General features: G+C 58.6%; 19 protein-coding genes. 8 read left to right on the top strand and 11 right to left on the bottom strand.

What is annotated here, in order from left to right:
* Position 1: 1 nt before the first annotated feature.
* Genes G0Q00_RS04345 through G0Q00_RS04365 form a run of 5 tightly spaced genes read left to right on the top strand, consistent with a single transcriptional unit; the run spans position 2 to position 3996 of the window.
* On the top strand, positions 2–970 hold the full coding sequence (locus tag G0Q00_RS04345) for a type II secretion system F family protein (RefSeq protein WP_203564891.1): 969 nt from the start codon (positions 2–4) through the stop codon (positions 968–970).
* A gap of 12 nt (positions 971–982) precedes the next feature.
* Complete coding sequence (locus G0Q00_RS04350) at positions 983–1957, top strand: type II secretion system F family protein (protein WP_163036727.1); 975 nt, start codon at positions 983–985, stop codon at positions 1955–1957.
* Positions 1958–1987: 30 nt separating this feature from the next.
* Positions 1988–2593 (top strand): tetratricopeptide repeat protein, encoded by a 606-nt coding sequence (locus G0Q00_RS04355; protein WP_370458532.1) that lies wholly within the window; start codon positions 1988–1990, stop codon positions 2591–2593.
* A gap of 30 nt (positions 2594–2623) precedes the next feature.
* Positions 2624–3490 (top strand): lipopolysaccharide assembly protein LapB, encoded by an 867-nt coding sequence (locus tag G0Q00_RS04360; protein WP_163036729.1) that lies wholly within the window; start codon positions 2624–2626, stop codon positions 3488–3490.
* A 5-nt stretch (positions 3491–3495) separates the two neighbouring features.
* Complete coding sequence (locus G0Q00_RS04365) at positions 3496–3996, top strand: prepilin peptidase (RefSeq protein ID WP_163036731.1); 501 nt, start codon at positions 3496–3498, stop codon at positions 3994–3996.
* Between the two features lie 80 nt (positions 3997–4076).
* Here G0Q00_RS04365 and G0Q00_RS04370 read toward each other — a convergent pair whose 3' ends face one another.
* Positions 4077–5765 (bottom strand): hypothetical protein, encoded by a 1689-nt coding sequence (locus G0Q00_RS04370; protein ID WP_163036733.1) that lies wholly within the window; start codon positions 5763–5765, stop codon positions 4077–4079.
* Between the two features lie 126 nt (positions 5766–5891).
* On the opposite strand from G0Q00_RS04370, the gene G0Q00_RS04375 reads away from it, so the two are divergent.
* Complete coding sequence (locus G0Q00_RS04375) at positions 5892–7205, top strand: ATPase (RefSeq protein WP_163036735.1); 1314 nt, start codon at positions 5892–5894, stop codon at positions 7203–7205.
* Positions 7206–7293: 88 nt separating this feature from the next.
* On the opposite strand, the gene G0Q00_RS04380 is transcribed toward G0Q00_RS04375, so the two are convergent.
* Complete coding sequence (locus tag G0Q00_RS04380) at positions 7294–7788, bottom strand: DUF4405 domain-containing protein (RefSeq protein ID WP_163036737.1); 495 nt, start codon at positions 7786–7788, stop codon at positions 7294–7296.
* A gap of 350 nt (positions 7789–8138) precedes the next feature.
* Here G0Q00_RS04380 and G0Q00_RS04385 point away from each other — a divergent pair, with 350 nt between their 5' ends.
* Together G0Q00_RS04385 and G0Q00_RS04390 are read left to right on the top strand one after the other, a co-directional pair.
* Complete coding sequence (locus G0Q00_RS04385) at positions 8139–8573, top strand: PaaI family thioesterase (RefSeq protein ID WP_163038303.1); 435 nt, start codon at positions 8139–8141, stop codon at positions 8571–8573.
* Positions 8574–8630: 57 nt separating this feature from the next.
* Positions 8631–9425, top strand: coding sequence for a crotonase/enoyl-CoA hydratase family protein (locus G0Q00_RS04390; protein ID WP_163036739.1), 795 nt, complete (start codon positions 8631–8633; stop codon positions 9423–9425).
* 132 nt (positions 9426–9557) lie between these two features.
* Here the strand turns inward: G0Q00_RS04390 and G0Q00_RS04395 are convergent, their stop codons facing one another.
* The 9 genes from G0Q00_RS04395 to pal all read right to left on the bottom strand — a co-directional run bounded on the left by G0Q00_RS04395 (position 9558) and on the right by pal (position 19281).
* Complete coding sequence (locus tag G0Q00_RS04395; RefSeq protein ID WP_163036741.1) at positions 9558–9983, bottom strand: nuclear transport factor 2 family protein; 426 nt, start codon at positions 9981–9983, stop codon at positions 9558–9560.
* A gap of 224 nt (positions 9984–10207) precedes the next feature.
* Positions 10208–11098 carry a bifunctional methylenetetrahydrofolate dehydrogenase/methenyltetrahydrofolate cyclohydrolase FolD gene (gene folD, locus G0Q00_RS04400; protein ID WP_163036743.1) on the bottom strand — a complete coding sequence of 297 codons (891 nt, stop codon included), beginning with the start codon at positions 11096–11098 and terminating at the stop codon, positions 10208–10210.
* A gap of 17 nt (positions 11099–11115) precedes the next feature.
* Positions 11116–12009 (bottom strand): bifunctional 5,10-methylenetetrahydrofolate dehydrogenase/5,10-methenyltetrahydrofolate cyclohydrolase, encoded by an 894-nt coding sequence (locus G0Q00_RS04405; protein ID WP_163036745.1) that lies wholly within the window; start codon positions 12007–12009, stop codon positions 11116–11118.
* Positions 12010–12086: 77 nt separating this feature from the next.
* Positions 12087–13763: a formate--tetrahydrofolate ligase gene (locus tag G0Q00_RS04410; protein ID WP_163036747.1), complete on the bottom strand. Its 1677-nt coding sequence runs from the start codon at positions 13761–13763 to the stop codon at positions 12087–12089.
* 212 nt (positions 13764–13975) lie between these two features.
* Positions 13976–14563, bottom strand: coding sequence for an MOSC domain-containing protein (locus G0Q00_RS04415; RefSeq protein WP_163036748.1), 588 nt, complete (start codon positions 14561–14563; stop codon positions 13976–13978).
* A 113-nt stretch (positions 14564–14676) separates the two neighbouring features.
* Positions 14677–16593 carry an ATP-dependent zinc metalloprotease FtsH gene (ftsH, locus tag G0Q00_RS04420; protein WP_163036750.1) on the bottom strand — a complete coding sequence of 639 codons (1917 nt, stop codon included), beginning with the start codon at positions 16591–16593 and terminating at the stop codon, positions 14677–14679.
* 88 nt (positions 16594–16681) lie between these two features.
* Positions 16682–17920, bottom strand: a complete 1239-nt coding sequence (tilS, locus tag G0Q00_RS04425) for a tRNA lysidine(34) synthetase TilS (RefSeq protein WP_163036752.1) — start codon at positions 17918–17920, stop codon at positions 16682–16684.
* A complete protein-coding gene (ybgF, locus tag G0Q00_RS04430) occupies positions 17917–18750 on the bottom strand; it encodes a tol-pal system protein YbgF (protein WP_163036754.1) in 834 nt (277 codons plus the stop codon). The genes tilS and ybgF overlap by 4 nt, the downstream gene beginning before the upstream one ends.
* Positions 18751–18777: 27 nt before the next feature.
* Positions 18778–19281 carry a peptidoglycan-associated lipoprotein Pal gene (gene pal / locus G0Q00_RS04435; RefSeq protein ID WP_163036756.1) on the bottom strand — a complete coding sequence of 168 codons (504 nt, stop codon included), beginning with the start codon at positions 19279–19281 and terminating at the stop codon, positions 18778–18780.
* Positions 19282–19387: the final 106 nt, after the last annotated feature.

Below are 19387 nucleotides of genomic sequence, written 5' to 3' on the forward strand. Positions count from 1 at the left end.
CATGACGATCTCTGCAGAACCAATTATCTATGGATTGATCTTCCTGGCAGTCTTGCTGCTGGTCGAAGGTATTTATCTGACATTGTTTGGGAAATCCATCAGCCTGAACAGTCGCGTGAACCGCCGCCTCGACATGCTGGAAAAGGGTGCGGCCCGCGAAGAGGTGCTGGAAAAACTGCGCAAAGAGATGAGCCAGCACGTCAAGGCGCAGGGCATTCCGTTCTATTCCCTTCTCGCCACCAAGGCGCAAAAAGCCGCCTTGGCATTCACCCCGACACAGCTGATCGTCATCATGGCCGCCCTGTCGGTCTTCGCCTATTTCGGACTGAGCGTCGCAACCGCCGCAAGCCTTCCCGTACGCGTAGGTGTGTCCATTGTGATGGGTGTCGGCGGAGTGTTCTTCTGGGTCGGCAACAAAGCCAAAAAGCGGATGTCGATGATCGAAGAGCAACTGCCTGACGCGGTTGAACTGATGGTGCGCTCGCTGCGCGTTGGTCACCCTTTCTCGTCGGCGGTACAGATCGTGGCCAAAGAAGTTCCGGATCCGCTGGGGACCGAGATGGGTTTGATTGCCGACGAAAGCGCCTATGGTCGTGACGTGGGCGAAGCTCTTGCGAATATGGCCGAGCGTATGGACAACCAGGACATGCGCTTTCTTGCGGTGGCTGTGACGATCCAGCAGACCTCGGGTGGCAACCTGGCCGAGATTCTGGACGGTCTGGCCAAGGTGATCCGCTCGCGCTTTCGCCTGTTTCGTCGGGTGCGCGCCATTACGTCTGAAGCCAAATGGTCCGGCAACTTCCTGTCGGGCTTCCCTCTTGTCGCGCTGGTCATGATCAACCTGATCCAGCCCAACTATTACGATGATGTCCGCGAAACTGCCTTTTTCATTCCGGCGTGTTTGGTCGTGGGTGGCTTTCTGATCGCCAATATCTTCGTGATGCGTATGCTTGTGAACATCAAAGTCTAGGCTGGCAAAACCATGCAATCCATCATCGACTTTCTGACCGAACAGCTTGGACCCGCGGGGCCAATTCTTGCGCTCGGGGGCGTCGGCATCCTTCTGGTCGTCGTCACGCTGCCCTTTGTGTTGCGAAAGCAGGTTGACCCGCTAGACAAATTGAAAAAGCAGCGTGAAGGCACCGCACGAGGCGCCGAGAAAGCCGACCTACGCGTGGCCCAAGGGTCGACGAAGCTTGAAAAATACTCGGCATTTCTGGAACCTCAGGACGCTGAAGAATATTCGGCCATTCAGCTAAAACTGCTGCAAGCTGGCTACCCGGGCAAAAATGCGGTTCAGACCTATCACTTCGCGCAGTTTGCTCTGGGTGTTGGCCTGTTGGCGTTTGGTGTATTCCTGACCATTTTAAAAACCGCCAATGAGCAGGAAATGAGCACGCAGGCCCGCATCCTGTGGATTTTGTTGCCCGGCATCTGCGGGTACATGTTGCCCAAATACTGGGTGACGCGCCGCGTCGAAGAGCGCAAGGAAGAAATCATCAACGGCTTTCCCGATGCGCTAGACATGATGCTGGTTTGCGTCGAGGCCGGTCAGTCGCTTGATCAGGCGATCTTACGCGTCGCCAAGGAAATTCGCCCTTCCTACCCCGCACTAGCGGATGAGTTTTCGATCGTCTCGAACGAGATGAAGGCCGGTAAGGACCGTGTACAGGTTCTGCGGGATATGTCCGAACGTTCGGGCGTGGCGGATGTGGCCAGCTTTGTGACCGTGATGATCCAGTCCTCGACCTTTGGTACATCCATCGCAGAAGCCTTGCGCGTCTACGCAAGCGAGATGCGAGACAAACGCGTAATGCGCGCCGAGGAAAAGGCCAACAAGTTGCCGACCAAGATGACGCTGGCCACCATGATGCTGACAGTGCCACCATTGCTGATCATCCTGATCGGACCGTCCGTTTACCAGATCTACCTGACCCTGAAGAACGTCAGATTCTGACCGCGCATCCGGCATGGAAAGGAACATCACGTGATCCAGCCCCCTGCCCTTCCAAAGCATAGAGGCGTACGCGCTGGCATTCTGACATCGCTCGCGACCGTGATGCTACTGGCCGGATGCCAAACGGGCACCACCGGATTTGGGCACGCGCCCGACAGCCCATATGCCCCCGGAACCTACGGCACGCTGGGCGACTCGGTCGATGGGCTGATCGTCGGTCATCGGCTGACTGCGGCGGGCGAACACGAGCTTGCGCTGAAAGCTTACAAGCGGGCGGCGATCGAGCATGGGTTCACCGTCGATGTCCTGTCTGCCCTCGGGTCCGCAAACTTGCAGCTCGGACGTTTGGGACAAGCCGAAAAGCTGCTGCGCAGAGCCACCCAAGTGGATGTGAACTTTGCGCCTGCCTGGAACAACCTGGGCGTTGTGTTGATGGAAACCGGCCGAGTCAGCGAAGCAGCCCGTGTGTTCCGGATCGCATTTGGTCTGGATCGTGGCCAATCTGCCGAAATTCGAGAGAATTTACGCCTAGCGCTCGCCAATCAAGGTAATCCGGACTATGATCCAGCCAATAATGATACATTTTCGCTGGTTCGGAGGGGCTCGGGTGACTACCTGCTACTGTCCGAAATCTAGACGGAGAGACGAGCAGTAAAGGACGCGAACATGCGCCACCCAACTCTACTTGTGCTTTGCGTAAGCAGTGCCTTGGCCCTTTCGGCATGTCAAAACCCCAAGAACGAGGGGGAAGACGTAGAACGCGCCTTGGCAGATCTGAATGTCATCGACGAAAGTAATCTGAACGACATCATGTTGACGGTCGGAGATGCGGACGAAGCCGCAGCCTATTTCCGCAGTGCTGTCAAAAGCAATCCTGATCGCATTGATCTTCAACGCGGCCTTGGGCAATCGCTTGTGCGCGCCAAACGGCCATCGGAAGCCGTCGGCGCATGGAAGAAAGTTGTGTCGCTTCCCGGCGCCACCAACGAAGACCGTGTCTCGCTGGCAGATGCGCTGATCCGTGCAGGCGACTGGGAACAGGCCGAGGCGGAACTGAACAAGATCCCCCCAACGCACGAAACCTTCCGTCGCTACCGGCTTGAGGCGATGATCGCCGACAGCAAGGAAGAATGGAAGAAGGCAGACAGCTTCTATGAGACCGCCGTGGGCCTGACGACGAACCCGGCGACCGTTCTGAACAACTGGGGATACTCGAAGCTGACACGCGCGGACTATAAGGGGGCAGAAGACCTGTTCATCCAGTCCCTGAGTTATGATGCCAAGCGCTTCACCACCAAGAACAACCTGATCTTGGCACGGGGCGCGCAGCGGAAATATGACCTGCCCGTCATCTCGATGACCCAGATCGAGCGTGCGCAGCTTCTGCATACGCTTGCCCTGTCCGCGATCAAGCAAGGCGATGTGACAATCGGGAAGGGCCTGCTTCAGGAAGCGATCGACACCCATCCACAGCATTTCGAAGCCGCCGCGCGCGCGCTTGAAGCTTTGGAAAACAACATCTCCAACGGGTAAGGCGCATGCAGATTTTCCTGACACAATGGGCAGCAATGCTATTCCTGCCACTCGCCCTTCTGGTGTCCGCATGGGTGATGTGGTCAGACATGTCCCGGATGAAGATCCCAAACAAGGCTGTCATGGTCTTGCTGATCGGCTTTGCCGTTCTTGGATTTTTTGCGTTGGATCTGTCCGCATATCTATGGCGCTGGTCCCATTTCGCGCTCATCCTTGTCATTGGATTTCTGATGAATGCGGCGCGTATGCTGGGGGCTGGCGATGCCAAATTCGCCGCGGCCATCGCGCCCTTTGTGGCTGTGCAGGATACGTTTTTGGTGTTGACCATCTTTGCGGCGATGATCGTCATCGGCTTCACGCTGCACAGAATTCTGCGCCGTATCAAACCCTTGCGAGAGATGACGCCGGAATGGGAAAGCTGGTCACGGCGCGACTATCCAATGGGATTGAGCATCTGCCTGACCTTCCTGACCTATCTGGTCTGCGGCCTGATCTACGGCGCCTGATATACAAACCGAAACATCAAAAAAACCCGCAGCTTTCGGCTGCGGGTTTTTTCGTCCCAGCATTGGTGTGAAGTGCCACCCTACGAGGTTTCGTCGTCGGGGTCGGCTTTAAGCTCTACTGGCTCGGCCTTTTCCCCAGGCAGGGCATAGAGCGTATACAGCGCGGTCCGGCGCACCTCTGTCACCTTGTCGGCCCAGCTCTGCGCCGAAATCTCGCCAAGGATGGATTTGCGCGTCGGTGCCGACAAGGGACATTTGGGAACAAGCAGATAGTCGGCGTTCTCGATCCCCGACAGCTCGCCGTAATACCAAGGTGCCCCGCGCTTGAGAGGCGCCAGATCGGCGTAAAGCCAATAGCTGGACAGCAGGTCCGCAGTGAACAGCGCAGCCCCCTCGCCGCCGTCCCATGTGGCGATGTCATTGGCGACGGTTTCAAACCACCCGACCATCCCCAGCTCTAACGTGCAATAGGACAGGTCGTCACCTTGGAAGGTCACTTCCAGCTTATCCCGGTCCGTATACTCGGCGTAATGCGCGAAGGGCGTCCCTTCACCATCCATCGCCGCCCGGTAATCCAGCTGGAAAGCGCGCGGGGCAAAAGTCTGAAGGTCCTCATGCAGCCCCGAGCCGGGCATCAGTGGGACGTATTTCTCGACATCCGTAGCCAGATGGCGGAACGTGCTTGCCGTTAAATTCATGAAGCTCGGAGATGCGAGCGCCAGTGCCGCTACGGCGCACAGCGTCACCGATTGCCGCAAATCCCAACCAAATCCGTTTTTAAGTCCGGCGTCGGGACGGCGCGCAAACAGCAACAGCCCCAGAAGCCATAACCATTGGGGATCATTTCCGAAATTCTGAAACGTGACATAGAAGAATGCCGGGGCCAGCAGCAAAAGCATCAGCCCTTCGGGCATGCGATCCGCCTGTCGCATCAGAACCACAGACGCCAAAATGATCAGTGATCCGCCAATATAGGCGGGCGCGCTGACCACATAGCCGAAGTCGCGGCCTGGCTGCGGACGCACCTCGGACCCGGCGACGTTCAGAAGATCCTGCAGATAGGCCAGCCAGAAGATGGGCGTCCCGACAACCAGCGTTGCCAAGCCTGCAGCAACCACTCCGCTGACCACTGCCCAAAGCACCGTGCGTCCGGCCCCGCGTGCCAAAAGCCCGATCAGGACCGGAAAGAAGAACGCCGCGAAATAGGTCACTTTGATCAGCGCCATCACGACCATCATCATGCCAACCACGACGCCATCAGCAACGGCCGCGCCGCGCCCACCCCGCGACGGGATCATGGCGACGGCAATCGCCAAGAAGGCTGCGGCCCAGGCCCAGCGGTTGTAGTGCATCGAGATCGAGACCGCATCCACGGCCTCGCCATACACCAGAGCCACGCAGAAGATCAGGATGGTGGCCGCGAACAGATAGGCCCAGCCCCCAGAAAACCTGCTTTTTGCCACCCACCACACAAATGGAAACAGCGCCAGAGCCACAAGGTATTGCCCCGCCAAGATCGCTTGCCCGGCGCCATATCCGGCCTTCAGAAAGACGACAATTGGCGCAAAAGCCAGAATGCCGATCGGGGTGACGAAATCGAAATGCGGCCAGTCTCCGCCCTGCATTCGGAACAACATTTGCAGAAGGTGCAGCGTGTCCCCTTCATGCTTGCCGATGTATAACCCACCCTTCAAAAAGGTCAGGGTTGCATAGGCCGCCAGAAGCGCGGCCATGAAGACCGCCAAAATCTTACCACTATTTGCGCTCATCCCTGCCCTCATTTTTTTGTAGCCAGATTAGCGTCAATGTATTCTCTGGCAAGGCTTTGTAAGCTATACAAGTGCATATATACACGGATTAATGGAATAATCTGAACGAATGATCGGGCAAAGAAAATGAATGTGCAACCGTCTGATATGATTGCCCCTCCGGGCCTGAAAACCGCCAGTGACCTTGGGCTAACCACGGTCATGATGCGGGATATCCTTCTGAAGACCATGTTCCGCACCAACCTAGAGCGGATCACCGATCTGGAACGCGTCCTATGCGTGCCAGCCCGCGTGGTACAGGAGCTGATTGACATGGGGCGCGACCTCGGCTTGGTCGAGGCAATGGGCACCATGCATGCCGGCGCACAAAGTTCAGAAATGGGGTACCGCCTCTCTGACACCGGCAAGGCGCGTGCGTTGGATGCGCTATCGCAGTCCGAGTATTTCGGCGCCATGCCCGTTCCGATGGAAGTCTATGCCGTACAGGTAAAACGCCAGTCGATCCGCAACATCACCATGACCCGCGATCAGCTGACCGGCGCGATGGGGCATCTGATCCTGCCGGACGACCTGTTGGACCAATTGGGACCGGCTGTTGGTTCGGGCCGCTCGATCTTGATGTATGGCCCGCCGGGCAACGGGAAGTCGTCGATCTCGAACGGGATCCGGGACGCGCTTGGGGACAAGATCTATGTTCCCAAGGCCATCGAGTATTCCGGCCAGATCATCACGGTCTATGACCCGATCGTGCACTCCTCGGCCGAAGAGGATTTTGACAATCCAGACACGCTGCGCCGCAAAGCCAAGAAATACGACCGCCGCTATGTGCTGTGTGATCGCCCCACCGTGATCACCGGGGGGGAACTGACGCTGGACATGCTGGACCTTGTCTACAACCCGACCGCGCGGACCTATACGGCATCGCTGCAGCTGAAATCCACCGGTGGCGTCTTCATCGTGGACGACCTTGGCCGTCAGACCGAACCCCCGCAGGCGCTGGTCAACCGCTGGATTGTTCCGCTGGAAGAAAACAAGGATATTCTGGCGCTTCAATCGGGGGAAAAATTCGAGGTTCCGTTTGACACGCTGGTCATCTTCTCGACCAACTTCCACCCAAACAAGATCTTCGATAGGGCGGCTCTGCGCCGTATCTTCTATAAGATCAAGATCGACGGACCGGATCAGGAAGACTTCCTGAAAATCTTCGCCATGGTCGCAAAGAAGCGGAAGATGCCTCTGTCGCAAGAGGCCCTGATCCACCTTCTGAAGAACAAGTACCCGCTGATCGACAACGTCTATGCAAACTATCAACCGATCTTCCTGATCGACCAGATGATCTCGATCTGTGAATTCGAAGGCATCCCCTATCAGATGACGCCGGAACTGGTCGACCGCGCTTGGGAAAACATGTTCGTAAAAGAAGAAGAGATCATTCACTAAACGAATGACGCATAACCGGGCGAGGTCTTGTTAAAAAACCCCGCCCGATTTTTTTGCCGGTCTGGGACGGAACCGGCAAGTTCTGGGGTCAGTGGTCATCACCTGATGCGAACAGCGCCGACATGGCCGCGGATTGAAGTCCGAAATCTCCATCAGTCGCATCGGCAAGGCTTTGGCCCGGCTGCAGATCGACACCCGCCTCGGACAGAAGCACGCGGCCCTCTTGCAAATCATGCCCGGACAGAGCCATCAACGTCGCCTCGTCTGCCTGCGCCACGGCCATCACCATGCTGCGGACGGGCGGCTCACCAGCGCCACCGATTGGCAGCAACGTCGCGATGGTCAACGCAGCCCCAACGCCCATGATCCACATCGCCAGTGGACGTTTGAAATAGGTGGTCAGCGCGCGCCAGTTCAGCACGATATGCGCGCCAACGCCGATCAGCATCAGCCACCCGGCCCATTCATGGATCACCTTCCCCACCATGGTGTTCAGGTGAAAGAACATCAGCGTGCCCGTCACGCCCATCACAAGAAATGATCCCACCGTCAGTGGTGTGGCCCATTTGCGCAGTGTCGACATCACAAACCTCCTTTGGTCGTCCTGCGTGATACGATTTCCCAGCGATTTTCCGTCGCCCTGAAATGAGTAATTTCGCCCCATCCCGGAATTCCCTATCCCGCCCCCAACGACGCCCCTTCCCGCCGAGTTCCAAAGCTGGCTTTCCGACCGCAGCGGGTCGCGCTTGGCGCGGATCCTGCCCGCCTATGGGACTTATATGGGCGGGCTCCGACCTGATGCGGAGGATGCAATCGCGTTCTGACCGGCTCCCCGCCCCATTCCGATGCCCCCGCAACCTTTGACGTGGCGTTTTGATGTCACGACCGGCCAGCGGGTCTATGCTGATCGCGAAAGGAACCGCCATGACCGATTTGTCACCCGAGATGGAAAAACGCCTGAAGGGCAGCTTCGCCGCCCAATCCCTGATGACTTTTGCGGGCGCTGAGGTGGAAAGCTGCGCCTATGGATCGTTTCGCATCACCAGCCCCATCCATGATGACATGCGACAGCAGCATGATTTCGGCCACGCGGCACTGACCTTCGCCTTGGGCGACACGGCGGCGGGCTATGCAGCCATGTCCGTCATGCGCCCAGACCAAGAGGTGCTGACAGCTGAGATGAAGATCCAATTGCTCGCGCCCGCAAAAGGTCAACGCCTGATTGCAGAAGGCCGCGTCATCAAAGCCGGGCGGCGCCTGATCCCGGTTGAGGCCGACGTCTGGGCCGAGGACGGCGACGAGACGGTCCACATTGCGCGGCTGATCGGCACGATGGTCCCCGTCGACATTCCGGTTGCCGCGACGTGAGACTTGCGCCCCTCCGACCAGACAGCGCAAAGTTCATTGAACACAAAGGATAAAATCATGTCAGAGCGCGTTTCCATCACCGAAGAAAACCAAGTCGCCACGGTCACGCTGACCCGCGCGGACAAGCGAAATGCGCTGGATTTGGACATGATCCGCGCCATTGTCGACGCCGGTGAAACCCTCGCCGCCCGCAAGGACATCCGTGCGGTGGTGCTGACCGGCGACGGGCCTGCGTTTTCCGCGGGGCTGGACCTGAACGCCATGCCCAAGATCGCTCAATATGCGATGCAGGGCGGCGTGTTTCTGGAGCGCACCCACAACAACTCGAACCTCTTCCAAGCCGCTAGCATGGTCTGGGCCGAGGTGCCCCAACCGGTGATCGCCGCCGTGCATGGCTATGCGTTCGGCGGCGCGTTCCAAATCATGCTGGGCGCGGATATGCGCATCGCGGCCCCGGACACGCGCTTTTCGATCATGGAGGGCCGCTGGGGCATCATCCCCGACATGGGCGGCATGGTCCTGATGCGCCAACTGGCACGGGGCGACGTGATCCGCAAGCTGACCTATTCCGCCGAGCAATTCGAGGCCCCCGCCGCGCTGGACTGGGGCTTTGTGACCGAGATCTCAGACACGCCGCTGGAGCGCGCACAGAAAATCGCCACCGAGATCGCATCAAAATCCCCCGACGCCATCCGCGCCGCCAAAGCCCTGATCCGCGACACCGAGTTGCTGGACACCCGCGAGACGCTGATTGCCGAAAGCAAAGCGCAAGAAAAGCTGATGGGCACGCCCAATCAGATGGAGGCGGTGATGGCCGGGATGCAGAAACGGGAGGCGGAGTTTAAGGATTGAGGGGTGTTTGTTGATTAACGAGAGTCAGTTGGGAGCCCAAATTGTCTGGTGCCGCGCAATGCATATTGGAATACGAAACGGACAAATCCGGCAGCGAGTTTCCTGCGGTCTTAACATTGAATAGCGGTCGGCCTAGCTCTCTACTGGATAGGCCGAACCTTCTTCCTGAGAACCTGCAGCCGATGATGCATGTCGATGCACCCACTTCCACTCCACGCCCTTCTTCACAAGTGAAACTGTCCAACGAACGGGCACCATTAACTTCTCATCGCCGATTTCCAGATGGATATTCAGCGTCGTCGCAACTGTCGCGGCGTCTTTGTGGATCGCTACATCTTGCCATTGCCACTCAAATTGCGTCGCAGTCGCGTCGCGGAAATTCCGTTCAAAAACAGATGCGACTGCTTTGCGCCCTGAACACAACTCGTCAGCGCCTGTTCCAATAAGTGAGATACTCTCGCCATCTACAAAGACGGCCATCAGCCGTTGCAGGTCTTTGGCACAATAGGCATCGGCATATTCTTCCAGCGTTGCCAGCACCGCATTCTGGTCAATCATGGCCATTCCTCGATATCCATTCGGATTAGAACTACCACAATACAACTTTTCGAGCAGTTTGGCTGTAGGTATAAACTAAATGATGCCGATTGCGATTATCAACTCAGTACACAGTGTACCCGCCGCTGAAACAAAGTCAGCGAATTACTGCTTCGCCCGCCGCTCTCCAAAACAAAACGGCGCCAGGTTTCCCAGACGCCGTTCAAGATTTCTAAACTTTCAGCTTACGCCGTCAGCCCATCCGGCTCGGCCAGGCCGTTGGCGCGGCAGCAGGCGGTCAGGGTGTTGGCCAGAAGGCAGGCGATGGTCATCGGGCCGACGCCGCCGGGGACCGGGGTGATCGCGCCCGCCACTTTCGAGGCGCTTTCAAAGTCCACATCGCCGACCAGCTTGTTCTTGCCGTCACGCTCGATCCGGTTGATGCCCACGTCGATCACGGTGGCTCCTTCGCGGATCCAGTCTCCGGGCACCATTTCCGGGCGGCCCACGGCGGCAACCACGATGTCAGCTTTGCGCACGACCTCGGGCAGGTCTTTGGTGCGGCTATGCGCGATGGTGACGGTGCAGCTGTCGCCGAGCAGCAGTTGTGCCATCGGCTTGCCCACGATGTTCGAACGGCCGATCACGACGGCGTTCAGCCCCGACAGTGATCCGTGGTGGTCGCGCAGCATCATCAGGCAACCCAACGGGGTGCACGGGACCATCGACTTCTGACCGGTGCCCAGCAGGCCCACGTTCGAGATGTGGAACCCGTCCACATCCTTGGCAGGGTCGATCGAGTTGATCACCAGGTCTTCGTTCAGGTGACCGGGCAGCGGCAGCTGAACCAGAATGCCGTGTACGGCAGGGTCGTTGTTCAGCTTGTCGATCAGCGCCAGCAGATCCTCTTCCGAGGTGTCGGCCTCCAGCTTATGCTCATAGCTGTTCATGCCCACTTCGACGGTCTGCTTGCCTTTCGAGCGGACATAGACCTGCGACGCGGGATCTTCGCCCACCAGCACCACGGCCAGACCCGGCGTGATGCCGTTTTCTTCTTTCAAGCGGGTCACGTGACCCGCGACTTTCTCGCGGACAGTTGCGGCAAATGCCTTGCCATCAATGATCTGAGCCGTCATCACGCTCTCCTTATCTGTCAGTCAAACTCGGAACGCGCATAGGCGTCACGATAGTGATTCATCTGCATTTCCGTTGCCAATACCGCGTTGGACATCAGGGTCGCAACCGTCACGGGGCCAACACCGCCGGGAACCGGGGTGATCCAGCCGGCAACTTGGCTGCAGCTTTCGAAATCCGCGTCGCCCACAGTCTTGCCGTCGACGCGATTGATGCCAATGTCGATCACCGCACAGCCGGGTTTCAACATCTCGCCGGTCACCAGACCGGGCTTACCCACGGCGACGAACACGGCATCCGCAGCGCGCGAGTGCATCGCAACCGAGCGGGTCATGTGGTGACACACGGTGACTGTCGCGCCCAGCCCCATCAGAAGGAAGGCGATGGGCTTGCCGACAATCTCGGAGTGGCCAATGACAGTGACGTTCAGCCCTTCCATATCCAGCGGCAGTGTTTTCAGGATTTCAACAGCGGCCACAGCGGTACAGGGGCCAAGCGCCAGATCGTTGTAGACGATATTCCCGATGGACGCGGGGTGCATGCCCTCCACATCCTTCAGCGGGTGGACCAGCTTTTGCAGGGTTTTAACCGGGATATGGTCCGGCAGTGGGCGCTGAATGATGATCCCGTTCACACGCGGGTCGGCGTTCAGGCCTTGGATGATACCCGTCAGCTGCTCAAGCGAGGTTTCGGCAGGATAATTGCGCGCCTCGAACTCGACCCCAGCGCTTTCCGCCGATTTCTGCTGATTGCGGACGTAAAGCTCGGCTGCGGCGACGTCACCGACGGACAACGACACCAGCTTGGGCGACCAGCCCTTATCAGACAGCTCGGCTGCGCGTGCGGCCACATCTTTGCGCATATCAGCGGCAATGGCCTTGCCGTCGATCAGAGTGGCAGTATTGCCAATCATGGCCCATTCCTTCTTTGCGGGTTTTTAAGGGGTCTTAAACGTGAAGGGCGGGGTATCCCCGCCCTTCGTGATCCTGCTTAGAACAGGCCTTCGATTTCGCCTTCGGCGTTCAGGCCGATGGACAGAGCCGCAGGTTTGCGCGGCAGGCCCGGCATGGTCATGATGTCGCCGCAGACGACAACGATGAAGCCAGCACCAGCCGACAGGCGAACCTCACGCACCGGAACCGAGTGGCCGGTGGGTGCACCGCGCAGCGACGGGTCGGTCGAGAACGAGTACTGGGTCTTCGCCATGCAGACCGGCAGATCGCCATAGCCCGCTTCTTCCCAGTCACGCAGCTGGTTGCGCACTTTGGCGTCGGCCAGAACTTCGTCAGCGCGGTAGATGCGCTTGGCGATGGTCTCGATCTTTTCGAACAGCGGCATTTCGTCCGGGTAGATGGGGGCGAAAGCAGCCACGTCAGCGTCGGCGATTTCAGCCACGCGGGTGGCCAGATCAGCCGAGCCTTCCGAGCCCAGTTCCCAGTGACGCGAAACGATAGCTTCGGCACCGTGACCGTCAACATAGTCTTTCACTGCAGCGACCTCGGCGTCGGTGTCGTTGACGAAATGGTTGATAGCGACCACAACCGGCACACCAAAACCCTTCAGGTTCTCGATGTGACGACCAAGGTTGTCGCAACCGGCGTTTACGGCGTCGACGTTCTCGTCGCCCAGATCGGCTTTGGCAACACCGCCGTTCATCTTCATCGCGCGCACAGTGGCAACCAGTACGACCACCGAGGGGGCCAGACCAGCCTTGCGGCACTTGATGTTCATGAACTTCTCGGCGCCAAGGTCAGCACCAAAGCCCGCTTCGGTGACAACATAGTCGGCCAGTTTCAGCGCGGTTTTGGTTGCGATGACCGAGTTACAGCCGTGTGCGATGTTGGCGAACGGGCCGCCGTGTACGAAGGCCGGGTTGTTTTCCAGCGTCTGCACCAGGTTCGGCTGCATGGCGTCCTTCAGCAGAACGGTCATTGCGCCGTCCGCACCGATGTCGCGGGCATAGATGGCTTTGCGCTCGCGGGTGTAGGCCACAATGATGTCGCCCAGACGTTTCTGCAGGTCTTGCAGATCGTTGGCCAGACACAGGATCGCCATGACTTCCGAGGCCACAGTGATGTCATAACCCGTCTGACGCGGGAAGCCGTTGGCAACGCCGCCCAGCGAACACACGATGTCACGCAGAGCACGGTCGTTCATGTCGACCACGCGGCGCCAAGCCACACGACGCTCGTCGATTTCCAGCTCGTTGCCCCAGTAGATGTGGTTGTCGATCATGGCCGACAGCAGCGAGTGTGCCGAGGTGATGGCGTGGAAGTCACCGGTGAAGTGCAGGTTCATCTCTTCCATCGGAACAACCTGAGCGTAACCGCCACCAGCAGCACCACCCTTCATACCAAAGTTCGGACCCAGCGATGCTTCGCGGATACAAACCATGGCGTTCTTGCCGATGCGGTTCAGGCCGTCGCCCAGACCAACGGTTGTGGTGGTCTTACCTTCACCGGCCGGGGTCGGGTTGATCGCGGTCACAAGGATCAGCTTGCCGTCCTCTTTGGACTGGACCGAGTTGATGAAATCCTGGCTGACTTTGGCTTTGTCGTGGCCATAGGGCAGCAGGTGCTCGGTCGGAATGCCCAGCTTGTCGCCGATTTCCTGAATCGGGCGTTTTTTGGCTTCGCGGGCGATTTCGATGTCAGATTTATAGCTCATGGCAGATCCTTCAGAAACGAGAGCATGTTCAAGGCAGCTGCATCCCTGTTAGCGCTGCAGCCAAATATCTACCTCTGCATAACGATCCTAAAACCGACTCACAGGCTGAAATCCGACATGTTTGCCGCCGATTTCGTCGGATCATTGACGCAACGTTTCTGATCCGCAACGAAGGTTCCGAAACAGCACGAAGATCTTTGCATTTGTTACGGTCAGCCTTGCGCTGGCTTCCAAGCCGGTTGATCCGGCACGAAGAGTCGCATCTGATCCCCAATTTTCAAGGCTCCGGCGTGTTCAACCCAGGCCGTGACACCCCGCTTTCCGCGCGCTGCTTGCTTGTAACCGATACCATGCCCGGGCATGGCGCGCTCGACCTCGCGCCCGGTAATGTTGCAGGGGCGATTTTCCATGTCGATCACAAGGCAGGTGCCGTTTTCCGACAGAAGGCGCGCGGATGGCGGGACATGTGTGAAATCGGGGATCCCCTCGATGATCATCGACGCGCCAAGCCATGCAGGGTCTAACACGTCCAACACTAACGCTGTAGCCACTTCGGCCAGTTCCTCGGCTGACAGTACCGAGATCTGGCGCGAGTTGCGAATTTCCGTCCCCTGTGGGTATTGGTTTGTCACGCGGGGACAGGACGCCCGCATCAGGCCGGATCGGACTTCCCCAACAAATCCATCATACGTCACGTCGACCGCGTCACGCGCTTCGCTGCGCATGGTGCTGTCGCGATCGGACGTGACCCCAAGCCACGTGATTGTTGCGATGTAGTCAGTGGGGATCAAGGCGGGCATGGGCGCTCCTTTTCGTTTCCAGCACCCTGCCCGGTTGCGCGACGAACAGCAATTCACAGCTTGTGTCGCTCTGAAAGAAAAACCCCAGAGCGTCGCTCTGGGGTTCTATCATTTTATGCGGTGGGTTCCGGTTCCATCCCACCATCGTCAGGCGCTTTCTTGCGCGGCTTGGTTTTCGGGATGGCCGCGACCGACGGGGCGTTGCCTTCGTCCGGCGTGTCGTCATCATCGGATGCATGGGGCGGTTCGCCCTTCATCACACGTTCGATTTCCGCACCGGTCAGGGTTTCGTATTCCAACAGTCCCTGCGCCAGATTTTCCCATTCTTGTTCGTACTCTTTCAGGAGTTTGAACGCAGTCTCATAGCCGTTCTGGATGAAGCCTTTCACCTCCCCCTCGATCAGCTCTTTCGTATGCGCCGAGACCGAGAAGCCAGCCGTGTTGCCCTGATAGCCTTCATGCGCTTCGGCATAGTCGATATTGCCGACCTTGTCGGACATACCCCAGCGCATCACCATGGCGCGCGCCAGACCGGACGCCTGCTGGATATCCCCAGCCGGACCGTTCGAGACGTTTTCTTCGCCATATTTGATGATTTCAGCAGCCTTGCCCGCCATGGTCATGGCCAGCTTTTCTTCACATTCCGACTTGTGCCAGTTCAGGCGGTCAATCTCGGGCAAAGATACAACCATACCCAACGCACCACCGCGGGGAATAATGGTCGCCTTATAGACCGGATCACATTGCGGCAGTTTCAGGCCGACCACGGCGTGACCAGCCTCGTGATAGGCAGTCTTTTCCTTCTGGTCGTCCGTCAGCACCATGGACCGACGCTCGGCGCCCATCATGACCTTGTCTTTCGCGTTCTCGAAATCTTCCATGGTCACGAAACGGCGCCCCACACGGGCAGCCATCAACGCGGCCTCGTTCACAAGGTTCGCCAGATCAGCACCCGAGAAGCCCGGCGTACCACGCGCGATGATGCGCATGTCAGCATCGGGGCCCAGCGGCACTTTGCGGGCGTGGACGCCCAGAATTTTCTCGCGACCTTTGATGTCGGGATTCGGCACGGTGACCTGACGGTCGAAACGACCGGGACGCAGCAAAGCCGGGTCCAGCACGTCACGACGGTTGGTCGCGGCCAGAATGATCACGCCTTCATTGGCCTCAAAGCCATCCATCTCGACCAGAAGCTGGTTGAGCGTCTGTTCGCGTTCGTCATTGCCGCCACCATAGCCAGCACCACGCGACCGGCCTACGGCGTCGATCTCGTCGATGAAAACGATACACGGCGCGTTCTTCTTGGCTTGTTCGAACATGTCACGGACACGCGACGCACCCACACCGACGAACATCTCAACAAAGTCGGAGCCCGAAATGGTGAAAAAGGGCACACCAGCCTCGCCTGCAATGGCACGGGCCAGAAGCGTCTTACCGGTACCCGGAGGGCCCACCAGCAGCGCGCCTTTGGGGATCTGACCACCAAGGCGGCTGAATTTCTGCGGGTTGCGCAGGAATTCCACGATCTCTTCCAGCTCTTCCTTGGCTTCGTCGATACCGGCAACATCGTCAAAGGTCACACGGCCTTCACGCTCGGTCAGCATCTTGGCTTTCGATTTACCAAAGCCCATCGCGCCGCCGCCCCCGCGACCTTGCATCCGGTTCATCATAAAGAACCAAAAGCCGATCAGCAGAGCCACAGGCAGAAGCAGTGTAATAATACTCATGAACCCCGATTGCTGCTGCGGTTCGGCGGTCACTTCGACGCCTTCCGCGATCAAGAGTTCAGTCACGGCCGCATCACGCGGCACGATCGTTTGATAGATCTTGCCGTCCGCGGCCTGATAGACCAGCTGTTCGCCATCGATCGTGACGGACTTCACATTGTCGCCCTCAACGGCGGCGATAAACTCCGAATAAGTTGCCTGAGACGATGCAAGCCCAGACTGACCGTTCGAAAACAGGTTGAACAAGGCCAGGATGAGCACAAAGAGCACTATCCAGAAGGCGAAATTTCTCGCGTTGCCCAAGAGGGATCTCCTTTAGATGCCATAGCGACAGGGCGCCAAGCAGGAAGCGTAACGCCGTGTTCTTAAAATAGGGATGATTGGCCGAGGTTCAATGCGATAAAATCGCCTTTAGGAAATCAGCTTTGCCTGGCCCAGCCAGAGTAACGCCTTCGCACAGAAAACCAGCTGCTGGCGCAGCCATTAGTTGATCTCCGTCGAACAGTGCAGGTGTGGTCATCAAACGATCACGGGGTTGGCCGGTTGTGCGCCAATCAGGACAATCGGAAATGGCATTCGCCAAGGCCCGAACCTGTGTGTTCGCGGGCCCTGTCAGGATCCAGCGACCATCCCAAACTTCGCCGGGCTGAGACGTTTCAGGCAAAAGGATATTTAGCTCGCGCCCAATCACAATTTTCCCGGCTTTCAGGTCCAAAGTGCAGCCAGACAAGGTTCGACGCTGTCCCTCTAGCACCTGCGTTTCGACCGCTTTCAGCGCGTCATAACGCGGGCGGTAGGTTGCCCCTGAGACAAAACGGATAGCAGCTGTCAGCAAGCGGTGTCGGGTCTCGATCGGAAGCGCCTCGTAGGTGGCGGCGTCAAACAGGACGTCCCCCAGCGCCACAACTGCACTGATTTCAGCAGCGTCAATTGCAGCCTGAGTTAGAGCGTTGCGCGCCTCGGCCATGCGATGGGCCGTGCTGACCAGCCGGTCGCGATTCAAACCAAGTTGGGCCAGATCCTTCATCGCAGCGCGTACCCGAACACGTTCAAACCGCGTGTCCACGTTTGAGGGATCGTCGATCCACTCCATCCCGCGCTGCTTCAGTACTTGCCGCAAGTCCTGACGACCCACCGCCAAAACAGGGCGCAGCCAGCGCATGCCCTGCGCCTGCCAATCGTCTTGCATCGCAGACAGCCCGTCTACACCCGAGCCACGCGCCAGACGCATCACGAAAGTTTCGGCCTGATCATCGGCGGTATGGGCCACGGCCACGGCGTCTAGCTCCAAATCCCGCGCCCACTTGGCCAGCAGATTGTAACGCGCAGCGCGCGCAGCGCTTTGGACATTGCCACTGGGCGCGTCCGTCCACGTCAAAGTGTCATGGGCCACACCAAGCGCGGCACAGCGGGCCTTGACCCACGCTGCCTCATTCGCGGCCTCGGGGCGCAGCCCATGATCCACTGTGGCCACCCGGAGGTCAGCCCCGACGCCCTTTGCCCAATCCTGCGCTAAAACAAGCAGCGCCATGCTGTCGCTGCCGCCCGACACCGCCAGTCCAAGACGCGAAACGGGCCCGCGCTGGCGGGCCCGGTCCAAGGCAATTTCAAATGTGTGTTCGGGCGTCACGGACAGCTCAGCGCCTGACGCGCGGCTTGCGCGTCGGCCACGGCAGGGGCCCCGGGGAACCGCTTGCCCACTTCAGCCAGCGTTGCACAGGCTTCGTTCACCTGCCCAAGTTCGCCCAGAGAAAAGCCCAAACGATACAGCGCATCAGGTGCACGGTCGCTGTTTGGCGCGCCGGAAAACGCGTTCAGATACGCACGGGCTGCGTTCTTGATATCGCCCGATCCGGTCAGGGCCTCGCCACGCTGGAAATGCGCTTCCGAGGTCAGCGGGCTACCCGGATAGTTCTCAATGAACTGCGTGTATAGGGTCGCAGCTTGGGCGAACTCACCCGCTTCCAACGCCCCACCTGCAGCGTCAAAATCCTGCTGCTCGCCCACGGCAAGCTCGGTCGCTGGGGAAGTAGACGTTGTGGGCGCCGTCACCGGACCTTCCGGTACCGCGCCGCCCCCAAGGGTCGAGGTTTCCCCCAGCTTTGAGATATCGCCGCCTTCAAGCTCGACCAAACGGAATTCCAGATCGCCGATGCGGTTGGTGCCATCTTTCACGATCGAGTTGATGCGAAACTCCAGCTGTTCGGTCTTCGAGGTCAGACGCGACAGCTCTCCTTCGATGGCCGCCATACGCTGAGACAGGCTGCCCACGCCAGTGGTCACGTTGGCGCTTCCAGTGGTCGACAACTCGGTCTTCAGCTTCTGGATCTCGACAAAAAGCACAGTCAGTTCCTGTCGAATATCCGCCAGCGATTGTGCCCGGTCCTGCGCCGACGCCAAGATGGGCGCACCCACCAGAACGGCACCCAGCAACAAAGCTTTCAAGGATCTTGCCACCATATCTTAATCCCTCTCAGTTCAGTTGGATTAGCTGGTAAATGCACCCGCGGCCAGCACGGTCACGGCGCGGCGGTTCTTGGAATAACACAGCTCGTCCGAGCAGACCTCAAGCGGGCGTTCTTTACCATAGCTGACGGTCTGCAAACGGTTCGGTGCAACACCGCGATCAATTAGGAAGTTCTGCACGGCCGAGGCACGGCGCGCACCCAGTGCAAGGTTGTATTCACGGGTGCCCTGCTCGTCCGCGTGACCTTCGATCACGGCGGTATAGCTGGTATTTTCCATCAGCCACGTGGCCTGCTGGGTCAGCACCTGAACGCCTTCCGGGCTTAGCGTCGATTGGTCCACGGCAAACAGCACGCGGTCCCCGATGGTCTGGTTGAAATAGGCGGGCGAACGCGGGTCGGACGGGCTGCCTGCCACGAAATCGCCGGAACCACCGCCAAAGCGGCCATTTCCAAAGCGGTCGTTCGAACAGGCCGACACGGCCAATGCGCCCACGAACAGCGCAGTCATCGCAATATGTTTCATGGTCATTCCTGTATCATTTTGCCCTTTGCGGGCATGCTCTTTCAGTTTCTTGCCGGAAGTCTAGCATTTCACCGGCGGTTTGAAAACAAAGCGCGTTCTACGCCCG

It is taken from the genome of Aliiroseovarius sp. PrR006, from assembly GCF_010500215.1.
Lineage (GTDB): Bacteria > Pseudomonadota > Alphaproteobacteria > Rhodobacterales > Rhodobacteraceae > Aliiroseovarius.